This is a genomic window from Thiobacter sp. AK1 (assembly GCF_039822265.1).
Classification (GTDB): Bacteria; Pseudomonadota; Gammaproteobacteria; order Burkholderiales; family Thiobacteraceae; genus Thiobacter; species Thiobacter aerophilum.
Genome location: NZ_JBAJEX010000014.1, coordinates 16993 through 27893 on the forward strand (window position 1 = coordinate 16993; position 10901 = coordinate 27893).

Annotated in this window: 12 protein-coding genes and 2 tRNA genes; 5 read left to right on the forward strand and 9 right to left on the reverse strand. The window is 59.3% G+C overall.

The genetic code is table 11. The features are described 5' to 3' along the window. The first annotated feature begins 122 nt into the window (after positions 1 to 122). The gene (locus V6E02_RS12140; RefSeq protein ID WP_347309072.1) at positions 123 to 578 is read left to right on the forward strand and encodes a hypothetical protein; all 456 of its coding nucleotides are present in this window, start codon (positions 123 to 125) and stop codon (positions 576 to 578) included. 602 nt (positions 579 to 1180) lie between these two features. Here the strand turns inward: V6E02_RS12140 and V6E02_RS12145 are convergent. The 9 genes from V6E02_RS12145 to V6E02_RS12185 form a co-directional block, all read right to left on the reverse strand. Next, positions 1181 to 1447 carry a hypothetical protein gene (locus tag V6E02_RS12145; RefSeq protein WP_347309073.1) on the reverse strand — a complete coding sequence of 89 codons (267 nt, stop codon included), beginning with the start codon at positions 1445 to 1447 and terminating at the stop codon, positions 1181 to 1183. Positions 1448 to 1459: 12 nt separating this feature from the next. Then, a complete protein-coding gene (locus tag V6E02_RS12150) occupies positions 1460 to 2545 on the reverse strand; it encodes a DUF7146 domain-containing protein (RefSeq protein ID WP_347309074.1) in 1086 nt (361 codons plus the stop codon). A 137-nt stretch (positions 2546 to 2682) separates the two neighbouring features. Then, positions 2683 to 2937 carry a hypothetical protein gene (locus V6E02_RS12155; protein WP_347309075.1) on the reverse strand — a complete coding sequence of 85 codons (255 nt, stop codon included), beginning with the start codon at positions 2935 to 2937 and terminating at the stop codon, positions 2683 to 2685. Between the two features lie 12 nt (positions 2938 to 2949). Next, a complete protein-coding gene (locus tag V6E02_RS12160) occupies positions 2950 to 3339 on the reverse strand; it encodes a single-stranded DNA-binding protein (protein WP_430626805.1) in 390 nt (129 codons plus the stop codon). Positions 3340 to 3424: 85 nt separating this feature from the next. Further along, a complete protein-coding gene (locus V6E02_RS12165; protein ID WP_347309076.1) occupies positions 3425 to 4081 on the reverse strand; it encodes a hypothetical protein in 657 nt (218 codons plus the stop codon). 96 nt (positions 4082 to 4177) lie between these two features. After that, entirely contained in the window at positions 4178 to 5323 is a 1146-nt protein-coding gene (locus V6E02_RS12170; protein WP_347309077.1) for a recombinase RecT, read from the reverse strand. Positions 5324 to 5478: 155 nt separating this feature from the next. After that, a complete protein-coding gene (locus V6E02_RS12175) occupies positions 5479 to 6327 on the reverse strand; it encodes a PD-(D/E)XK nuclease-like domain-containing protein (protein ID WP_347309078.1) in 849 nt (282 codons plus the stop codon). Positions 6328 to 6559: 232 nt separating this feature from the next. Further along, positions 6560 to 6721 carry a hypothetical protein gene (locus V6E02_RS12180; protein WP_347309079.1) on the reverse strand — a complete coding sequence of 54 codons (162 nt, stop codon included), beginning with the start codon at positions 6719 to 6721 and terminating at the stop codon, positions 6560 to 6562. 462 nt (positions 6722 to 7183) lie between these two features. Further along, positions 7184 to 7255, reverse strand: a tRNA-Asp gene (locus V6E02_RS12185). A gap of 496 nt (positions 7256 to 7751) precedes the next feature. Here V6E02_RS12185 and V6E02_RS12190 point away from each other — a divergent pair. The 4 genes from V6E02_RS12190 (at position 7752) to V6E02_RS12205 (ending at position 10753) form a co-directional block, all read left to right on the forward strand. Further along, positions 7752 to 8426, forward strand: a complete 675-nt coding sequence (locus V6E02_RS12190) for a hypothetical protein (protein WP_347309080.1) — start codon at positions 7752 to 7754, stop codon at positions 8424 to 8426. After that, complete coding sequence (locus tag V6E02_RS12195) at positions 8427 to 10133, forward strand: ATP-dependent helicase (RefSeq protein ID WP_347309081.1); 1707 nt, start codon at positions 8427 to 8429, stop codon at positions 10131 to 10133. A 109-nt stretch (positions 10134 to 10242) separates the two neighbouring features. Next, a complete protein-coding gene (locus V6E02_RS12200; RefSeq protein WP_347309082.1) occupies positions 10243 to 10470 on the forward strand; it encodes a helix-turn-helix transcriptional regulator in 228 nt (75 codons plus the stop codon). 207 nt (positions 10471 to 10677) lie between these two features. Continuing rightward, positions 10678 to 10753: transfer RNA gene (locus V6E02_RS12205), tRNA-Thr, on the forward strand. Positions 10754 to 10901: the final 148 nt, after the last annotated feature.

A 10901-nucleotide genomic window follows, 5' to 3' on the forward strand; every position in this document is an offset into this window, starting at 1 on the left:
GATGGGCGTTGAGCGAAAGCCCAGCGCAAAGGAGAGCCCCGACCGGGGCGTCTCTCCCCGGCTGGGGTTGACATGTTCCCATCCGTGTAGTATCATTACGATACTACTTAAGGGGGGAATCAATGAAATCACTCGTCGTCCGCTTTTCCGATCAAGTCTCCAAGTTCGAGACCACGCATCAGCGCCTCAAAGACATCGCCGAGTTTCTCGGCGTGAGCCAGAACAAGGCGGTTGCCTACGCGATCAACCAGGCATGGGAATACCTGGCCGAGCACGAGGAGATGCGCGAAGAACTCGAATGGAAACGTCACGGGGTCAAGGTCGGCGGAATCACCTACCTCAACCACGATCAGGCGTTCCTTGACCGCGTGCGTGAGCGGATTGCCAAGGGCGTTCCACTACCGCACGAAGATGACGATCATCTTGAAAGCGGGTTGCTGTTCTGCTTCCTCAGCAAGGAGCAGCAGGACGCGATTCGCGCCGCTGCTGACCCTGCCGAGAAGCGCCGTCTCAAGGCGAAGTTTCTCAAGGAAACCTCGCCAGAGGCGGCGGCAGACAACATCCAGGCAGCAGACTAATCGTCCACCAGCCCGGCCGCACGAGCGGCCTCGAAGCACTCAGCAAGCCTGCGCTTAGGCAGACTGCTGATGCTGCCGATTACCCGCCTCACCATGTGAAGCGGGATCTTGTCCCGCTTCATGAAGTCGAGCTTGCTTTGTTTGGTAAGTCCGATTGCCAGGGACTCATCCTGGCTGGCCTTCTTTAATTTTTTCGATCTGCATGATCGTCTCCAAACCGGATACCGTCCGGCATCGGCTGTGGAGACGCTCTTCCCCTTGCGGGGATTTTGCATCCCCACAGGGGTTTGTAAAAGCCCGACCAGTTTCCAGGTCAGGCAGCTTCAATGCTGGTTGTTTCAGGTCCCCAGCTAGGACCATCCACCCATCGGAATATCCCGACAGGAAGAAACTTGGCTTTTCTCAGCACACCGTCCGATGTGCTGGGAAAAACCCCGCCTTTCGGCGGGGGCTAACGCGCCTCCATCAGTTTCCTGATGGTGTCCAAAGGACTCACCCTTGTCCGGCATGTTGCCGGCTTGGGTGTTGGCGCTTGCTTGCCGCTCTCTGGCTGAACCGCCAATCGCGGCGCATTCCAGAGATTGATTGGCGGGAAAGTCAGGTCAGGCCAAGTCACCATGGCGACCTCCTTTCCATACGGCCTCTGCGATTCGCCTGGCCTCACCGGCAAAACACCCGCGGAACTCCACCTTGTCGCCCCTGGCAAGCATGCGGCCAACCACCGCCACATGCTGCCTAACGCCTGGGTCTTTCGCCCATCGTTCCCGCATGTATTGGCGGTAGTCGCCGCTCCAGCCTGCTGGCGGCGCAAACGCCGATGGCGCACCCGCGTCCGTATCGATGCAATGAAGGTTGATGATCCCGTACACGGCTCACCTCCTTCACGCCACACGGCGCATGACGTGTTCGTCGATGGACCTCAAGGTCGGAAACCCGGCCTTCCCGTCCCGATTGAGGATGTCCAACCAGTCCAGAGACTTCTGGCCTGGCGGAATCTCCCCCGCAGGCACGATGGCCGATGCCTTGATTCCCATCTCCCAGAGACGCTGGACGAGCCGCACTGCGGCTTCCTGTCCATGTCCCTTCGGGTGTTGCTCGCTCGGTCGGTCCTTGTCCGCAAAGACAATGACCCGTTCCACCCTAGCCGGAGGAACGAAGTTCTCCAGCAGGAGTGCGTTGACCGCACACCACACCGGAAGCCCCGTTCCCTCCATGACCGCCAGGGCTGTTTCCAGTCCTTCGGCTACGGCGAGCACAGAGCCTGGATCAACCAGCCGAATCGCTCCACCGATGAGCTTCCTGTCTTTCGGGTAGCCCATCAGCTTCTTGGGTGACTCGACGGGTGCTTTCTGCCCGTCTCGTGTCAGGTACGTCCGGTGAATCGTCACCGGATTCCCTTGAGCGCCGGACACCATTGCGATGATGGCAGGAAATGTCCCGACCACCTTGTCGCCGTCGTAGTACGCCAGCGACGGATGGAACCGGAGCGCCTCTGGCGGCCGGATCGAGATACCGCGCCGCGCCAAATAAAGCCTGGCTGGCTCGGCGTCCCGGTCTGAGATCGGGACCGACTCATTCCAGACGTGGTTGAGTGATTGACGAAGTTTCTCGTCGTCCTCGCCCTTCACTGGCTCCGGTCTGGTCGCGCTGGGCGCTGGCCTCGCACTCCTCGCGCTCCTCGCGCCGTTGAGACACTCGGCCACAGCCTTGAGCGCGGTCGAGAAATCCCAACCGTTCGCCCACATCAGGGTGGCGAACCCATCTGCGAACACCCCGCAGGTGTTGCAGACGCTTCCACCCGTCACATCCACGTCCTTGAAGACACGATAGCCGTCCCGGCCACCGTGGACTGGGCATGGGACGTGGCGGCCCATCCTGTCAAGCGCAGGTTGCAACTGCGGCGCAAGGGCGGCGAGAATTTCTCCCCAACGCCCCCGCGCCAATGGTCTTACGTCCTCTGCTTTCATGGTTTCCTCCTTTCTGTCGCGAGACATCCAGGAGTACCCCAGCGAGGCACTCTTGGATGCCCCGCGACGGGGTTGAAAGAAACCAGCGCGAGGAGCCCCCTACCGGGGAGAAGCTCCCCGGCTGGGGTTGGTCTGGGTCAGGGGATGTAAGCCCCCGTCCCTTGGTTGAGCGCTTCGTCCAGCGCCCGCTGGAAGCGATCGCTGGATGCGCGTTCGCGCGTCAGCATGTCGCGGGTTTCGCGAAGCCGATCATGGAGGTAGCTCATGGCCTCCTCCATCTCGGCCACATACTGACGGATGAGAGCAGCGTCCCCTGCTGTCGCCAAGCCGGCCTCGACGCGCGTCAGCGCAGACTCGAAGTCTGCCGGGCTTGGAGGAAGTTCATTTCTCATTGCCCGCCTCCCTTAGAAAGGCCCATCGTCATAGCTCGGCTTGGATTGCCCTTTCTGCGTCTTGGGCGCCCCCGTCGCCTTGCCACCGCTCGGGAGCATTTTCATGCTCTCGGCTACAATTTCGGTCGTATACCGGGTCTCGCCATCCTTCTCCCATGAACGGGTCTGAAGGTGGCCTTCGATGTACACCAAAGAGCCTTTTTTCAGGTGCTCGCCGACGATTTCGGCCAGCCTGCCGAAGAACACGACGTTGTGCCACTCCGTCTTTTCGTGCTTTTCGCCATTTTTCTTCCACGTCTCAGAAGTGGCGATTCGCACACGGGTGACGGCTTCTTGTTCCTGGGTATAACGAACCTCGGGGTCCGCACCCAAAAACCCCATTAATTGAACCTTGTTTAGCATGGTTATCTCCTTCTGAAAAAAAAGAAAAAGGCGGACACCATGCCCCCTGGCGGGAGACATGGCGTTCCCGCCGGGTTGAGAGGACCTAAGCAGTAGAGCAGACGATGCGCTTCACGGTCTTCGGCACCATCACCGTTTCCTCGACGACCTTACAGTTGTCGAGTAGGTTGATGAATGCGTCCCGGATCTCGTCGGAAGCTCTGTCGAACCGGCATACCAGTTCGACTCTGTCGCGCAGGTCAGACATCGACCAGTCCATGAATTCATCACGGCTCAGGCCATCGTCGATCCCGCTGGCGACCTTAGAGTACAGAACCAGATAGCCACCCGATCGTCCATTGGTGGCAATCGTGTATTGCCCTTTCATCTCCGACGTGAAGTCGTCGATGATGGGCTGGAGCTCATCCCAGTAGTCGGTATCGAGCATGTCGTATGCTCGACTAGCCTGCTCGCGTGTCAGACCAAGATAAGGAATCTTGACACGATTGGCATAGCTTGTCGTCCGGTTCCACGAGTTCATCGTGTAATACCGGTAGTGGCCATCAAGGAAATTCACCATCGCCCTTTTTGAGCGAAGGTCGATTTTCTGCTCGAAGAACATCTTCGCCTCCAAGAAATAACTAGGGCCGAAGACGCTTCTTCCCTTACCGGGAGCATGCGCCCCCGGCGGGGTTTTAAATGACATCCGGTTGCCCGGATGTCGCCTTTTTACTGTTTGTTTTAGAAGGCCAGCTACCTTCATGTCTCTTTGGCATAGCCAGAGAGGACAATTCCGCTTTCCGAAACGCACCTCGCGATGCGCTTGGGAAAGCCCCGCGCCGAAGCGCGGGGTATTTGTTTAGATCAGGCCGTCCTTGATGCGACGATATTCGCGCATCAGGGCCTCCAGGTCAGCCCCCTCGAAGTCGGCCTCAAGACGGATATAAATTTCGTCCAGGGCTTCTTTCGTGGAAGCCTTTTCCATAGCCTTGATCGCCGTCGCGAGCTTGGCATTTGCCTTGGCCGGCTTGCTACCTTGCTCACGAGGATCGATGACGATTGTCATCGTGTCTCCGCGTTTTACCTCGGTGGCCTTCAGGCCGAATATTTCGGTCTTCTCCACCTTGGCTTGCTCGGTCTTGACCTCTTGTTCCTGGGACTTGGTTTCGTCCTGCTTGGGGTCGGCGTCCAGAATCTCTCCGGTGTCTTCGTCGATGATCGGGGCGTAAGTGCCATCGATCACATCTTTGACATCCAGATTTTGAGGCTTGCCGCTCTCGGCTGCGGCGTCGAGCGCAAGGGCCGTCGCAAGCTCCGGAGACTTCGGCAGGAACTTGCAGAGACGTCGGATTGCCGTCTTCAGTCCCATGGCGGTGAAGTCGGAATCCCAGACGGACTCCTTCTTGAACCGCTTTGCTGCCTGGTAACCGCGCGAATTGTCGCGGATACGCTCGACCTCCTTGCGGCTCATCGCCACGAATGTCCGTGAGCCATCCTTGAAGACGGCCACGGCATAAAAGCCGACGACTTCTCCGCGCTCCTCATCGGAAGCGGGGAAACCGCCTGGCACCGTGAGCGGCTCGTGTTCAAGATTGCGCTCCAGCCCGAGCTTGAGCGTGAACTTGTCGTTCACGCGCACCTCGTGGGCGTAGATGTCCTGAACCAAGCCGGACTGCCTGGCCAGCTTCATCAGGCCCGTGTAGCCCGGGATGAGCTGACACTGATCCCCGAATGGGACCAAGTGCGCCTCACCCATCAAGCCGACTTCCAGCCCCATTTGCGAGGACTGGATGACGGCCGCAAACACGCTGCGGGGGTCGCACTCACCCAATTTGGGGTTCATACGGAACGCGGTGAGCGCGATCCGCGCCATCCTGTCTGGGTTGATGTGCTTTGGCAGTGCCCGAGCGATCTCCCCTTTGAATTTCTCCAGCATTGCTGGGAAGTTCTTGGGGCTCTCCTCAGCGGCACCACGATTGATGTTCTTGAGTGTTTGCAAAGACATGGTGATCTCCTTTCGAAAAAAGAAAAAGGCGGACACCATGCCCCCGGCGGGAGACATGGCGTTCCCGCCGGTTGAATTGGCCTGCTAGCAGGCCTTGAATGTTGCGAAGCGATCAAACTCAAGCGGAGCGTCGCCGCTCCCTTTGCTTTTTCGCTTCACACCTCCAGATCGAAGTTGGCCGCCCAGCGCGGCAGGTTGATCGTCTCGATCTCCCCGTTCGGCTGGTAGGAGGGCCAGCGGTCGTTCTCGCGGCACCACTTCAGAAGCTGAAGCGCGCCGCGATACTTGGCGCGTCCAACTTCGATGAGATCGTCGCTCGCCTTGTAGGCAGCGACCGCGAAAGGCGGTTCTGTTTCCACTGCCACGAAGTAGAACGGAACCGTTTTCCCGGTCAGGGCCTTGATCCCATCCTGGTAGAACGCCGCTTGCACGTCGTAGCCGAGCGCGGCGACGCTGCGCGCGAACCCGTCTGCGCTGGCATCGCGGCACGTTTTCACGTCCACGATTGCCGTGACCCAGTTTGGGCGGCCCTCCAGCGTGACTACCCAGTCCGGGCGGCATTTGCATTCGATGCCGGTCTCCTGGTTAACCCAGAAGCCGGACATCTCGGCCATGCCGCTCGCCAACAGGTTGGCGGCACCTTGGTGGGATCGAACACTGGCGACCATCTGCTCAATGGCCGCCATTTGGTCAGCGGGCAAAGGGGTTTTCCCCGAATTGGACGCTTCCCATTCTTCCGCTGCGGCCTTTCCCTCCTTCGTGCGCCGGTCGAACTTCGGTGCAACCACGAAGGTCTCTCCGAATCGATTCGGCTCCAAAATGGCCGTATGGAATGCGGTTCCCAACTGCATCGCCGGGGTCGGCTCAGGCGGGTTGGCCACGTATTCCCTGTAATGAGCTGGTGAGCGCATGATGCGCAGCAGCCCAGAGTGTCCCACGGCTGAGTGGGCGTGATACTGGTCTGCCGGCATGGACAGCAGCCCGAGGTTTGCTTCAATTTTCATTGGTACCTCCTTTCGCCGGAGGCACCTATCCCCATACCGGGGAGGCGCCCCGGCTGGGGTTGATGACAATGCTGAACCGGTTACCCGGCACAGCGCCTACTCGCTGTTTGTTTAGAGCGGCCAGCTACCGCTATGTGACTCTTGGATAACCATGAGCGACAATCTAGTCTTTCCTTGACGCACCAGAACTGTGCGCCAAGGAAAGCCCGCGCTTGCGCACGGGCGCTCTTTTTCAAGCCATAAGCCGACGCGCAACACCAGCTTTTTGTAGGGCCTCGCGCAGCATCTTGCGCGTCTCCGGAGAGGTGCAGCCGGAACGCAGCCGCTGATGCAGTTCGCAGGCCATCCGAAAAGGGATGGCGCGATAGGCCTTGGCAAGAACAGGATGATTCATGGACGCCTCCTTGCGTGGGTTTAGAAACGCTCCTGCAAGGGTGTGCCAGGCTTGATACGCGCCCGTGGCAACCCCGCAGGCCGGAAGCCTCTCCACGAAAGGCCTCTGACCTGCGGGATTACCCGCAGGCGGTGGTGCGTTACCGGAGTCCTAGCGCCCGCAAGATCGGGCGGCTGATGACCAGGCCGGAAAGAACGCACAGAAGGAATATTACTGGCTCCATGATGCCTCCTTGATTGGGGTGGTTGAAGGACCCCGGAGGCACCATGCCCCCTACGGGGACACGAATGCCCCCGAGGGGTTAAAAATCTGGCGATAAACGAACGCCCGCCAGGTTGCGGGCGTCGTCCCAGTCTATTCGGCAAACCCCCACTGAGGTAGGGGCCGTCAATCCGCCCAGACGACTGGGCGCACTTGCCTAATTGTCGCTCAGTATACCACTGAGCGGTTGGTACAGGGGAATGGAGCGGACGGGAATCGAACCCGCAACCAACAGATTGACGGTCTGCTGCTCTCCCATTGAGCTACCGCCCCAACGGACGACGAATACCCGCCTTGGTGCGTTTGTCAGACGCACGGGTATCCTTCGTTGGCGACCTTCCAAGCCGCCCGCCGTTGATTGATTTCCATTTCGCAGGTTCACGGGGCGCGCTGCCTCAATCCGTCGCAAACACAACGGAGAGGTCTTACGCTTTCGCGCCCAAGCCTATGCCAGCAATACCCCGCGGCAAGGGTTGGGCGAGATGCGCCCCTGATGGATCGCCGCAGTTCTCGATTGCGGCGATCAACTGATGCCGCCACCTTGTGGTGGTCGGCTGTTGAATGCTGTTTGTTTCAAGTCCCCAGCTAGGACTTTCGAACATCCGAAGGCGTTACGCACATCGAATGATGAACCCCATTCTAGCAACCCGATTGGGAATGTCAAGCACAAGGCGGCGCTAAACAGTGCGTTTTGGTGTGCTTTTCGCCTCTGTTTCAGAATCCAGATTTCATAGGATGGAGGTCTATCTTCTTCTACCAGGAGAATCGAATGGCAACCAAAGAGGCGGCAGCGCCGGCGGTATCGAAAGACAAATCCAATCCCAAGAGCCATCCGTACTTTACCCAGAGGGTCAAACTCCACTCGTTCCATGCGCAGCAGGTATTCGATCGAGGCTTCGAGATATGCGCGAACGCGATCTTCTCCCTCTCGGTGGTGCTGCGAATCGTCGGCACCGACGAGCAGGCCCGCGAGGTGGAGGGCGTGGTCGATGAGCGCCTAAACAAGATGTTCGAGGACATGCGCGGTGAAGTCGCCCGCCTCGAAAAGGTGGCGGAAGCAAACGGGATCGAGTTCAATGGCATCGATTACTCCCACCCCAAGGAGGTGGAGGCCAAGATCACCTCTCCTCGTGCCGTGCGCTACGTTGGCCTCATTCGGGAGTTTGATGGCCTCGTCGCCAAGCTGGACACCCTGTGGCTGTCCGGCGTCATTCCTGATGGCAACTACTCCCGTAGCATCTACGAATGGAAACGCCGTCTTCTCCGCTTGGCAGGCGCCATTCGATCCATCGCCGGCCGAGCCATGATCGCGGCCCGCAGGAAGGAAACGCAAGGTCAAGTCAAGAATGGAGCAGAGCGGACCGACAGTGCAGAGCGGACCGACAGCATCGATATGTCTCCTCCCGCTGAGTCCGGCGGTTCCGTTGCTGCCCAACAAGCATAGGTGGAACTCAACCCTTACCAGGAGCGGGCGGTGGCTGCCACCGGCCACTGCACGATTCTCGCCTGCCCGGGTTCTGGCAAAACCCGGGTTCTATCGGAACGGGCCGCAAGGCTGCTTGCGAGTCATTCCAAGGGCCGCCTGTGCGCGGTTACCTTTACCCGCGATGCGGCCGATGAGCTGAGATCGAGAATCCTTGCCTCCTGTGGTCAGGATCATGCAAGGCGTCTGGCCGTCGGCACTTTTCATTCCATTGCACTAGGCCAGCTCAAGCGGATCAATCGCGCAAAGCCGCTTCGCCTGCTGTCCGAAGGAGAGCGCTTGGCCGTGCTGCGCCGATGCTGGCAGCAGCATGCGCCTGACCTGGAGTTCGACGATGTGATCCAAGCCATCGATGCCGCCAAGGCGCGCCTCACGCCACCGGTGTTTTCAGAACCGTCTCTCGAAGCCTTGTTCCACGCCTACCAGGAGCTCATGGAATCCGAGGGCGCAATGGACTTCTCTGACTTGCTTTTGGTCTCCGTCCGCAAAATGGCTAACGGCGAGATGGCTCCGCTGCCCATCCGTTGGCTGCTGGTGGATGAAGCTCAAGATATGGATGAGGTTCAGATGGAATGGGTCCTCTTCCATGGGCGCGCAGGGGTCGAGGTGACTTTGGTTGGCGATGATGACCAGAGTCTGTATGCCTTCCGGCATGCGCTGGGATACGCCGGCCTGCGGGCGGTTACGCTCGCTCTTTCCGCCACCGAAACCACCCTCCCCGTCAACTACCGCTGTGCGCCAAACATCCTGGCCCACGCGGCCAAGCTGATCGTCCACAACAAAGACCGGGCGGCCAAGAAAATCACCGCTCACAGGGACGATCCTGGCGAAATTCGCGTCGTTCGAGCGCCCTCACGATGGGATGAGGTGGATTTGATCGCCGAGGCGATCAAGAAGAGTGGCGATGGTCAGGCATGGGCTGTCCTTGGGCGCACCAATTCTCTCCTCGATGCCGCAGAGGTGGCGCTATCCGACGCTGGCATCCCGTACTCCCGGTCTGGCGGGAAGAGCGTCTGGGAGCATTCCGTCGGGGGCGTTCTGCTTGGCTTGCTGCGCTCAGTGCTGGACGACTCGTGGACCGGCGTTGCGAACGCCATGTCATTTTGCGGCCTCCAAGCAGGATGGGTCAACGAGCATTCCAGACGATCCAAGGGCGGGTGCATCCCTCGCTTGGAGCTTGCCATCGAGGAGGCGCGCGACAACGCGGGGCTCAAGAAAACACTCCTCGGTTTGCGCAATGGGCTCGCGGGATGGATCAGTCAGGCACGCAAGGGGCGACCGTCTCTGGTCGTGCACGGTGTCGTTGGCTTTCTGGCGGATTACTGCAAGCCAAACCAGTTAGACCTTTTGATACGGCTTGGGACCGTCATTGCAAAGATGCCGGGCTCACTGGCGCAACGGCTATCTGTCTTGGGTCGCCCGAGGAGCCGCGGTCACGTCCTCCCAGTTCAGATCATGACCTTGCACGCTTCCAAGGGGCTCGAATTCGACAATGTCTGGATCATGGGCTGCGAGGACGGCACGCTACCGCATACCGACTCGACCGAGGAAGACGAGCGGCGTCTGCTATATGTGGGCATGACGCGCGCCAGACATCGGCTCATCCTCAGCAGCGCCATCGAGGAAGGCCTTGAATCGCGCTTTCTAGAGGAGGCCGGGTTGTGCTGAATTGCTGGAAATGAGATCAAAAACGTGCTCTTTTGCGCCTTTTTTTCCCATGCCGTCTTGTATGATGCTTTCGGCGATCAACTCGTTCATTTAGCATTTGGGAGCTGTCATGAGGGAAAAACTACTCCGCTTGCCGAAGGTAATCGATGCAACTGGCTACTCCAAGAGCCGCATCTACGCTCTCATCAAGGAGGGGGCGTTCCCCGCCCCGCTCAAGCTCGGTGACAGGGCTGTTGGCTGGCGCGAAAGCGAGATCGAGGCCTGGATCGCATCCAGGCAACCATCCATGAAGAACGCATCATTGAGCGCGACTGCTGAATCCAGAACAGCACAGTAACGCGCTCGCCTTTTTCTCTGCACGGCTAAACTGCCGTGCCGTTGAGATCCGCCCCAGCCTGAAGGCTTGGGATTCCTACGGCGGTTCCTGAGTCGCTTCGGCGGGTTCCTGGCCGCCCGCCGGTGGCCCGGGCGCGCGGCCGGGTCATAGAACCGTCGCAAGGCAACCCGAGACTTCGGTCGCGCGCTTGCTCGGTTTCCCCCAACTGCCCATCTAGCTCAACCGGAAGAGCACTCGCCTTGTAAGCGAGCGGTTACAGGTTCGATCCCTGTGGTGGGCACCACATCGGCCCTAAGATTAGGTCGAGCGGCTTGCGGTGGACCTTTCGCGCATGTCTTCTACGGGTAAGACAAAAGGGAAGACAAAGTTTGCTTGGCAAGAAAAATATCAATCTGTTCAATACGTTACAATTTGTCATGGCGGAGAGGGCG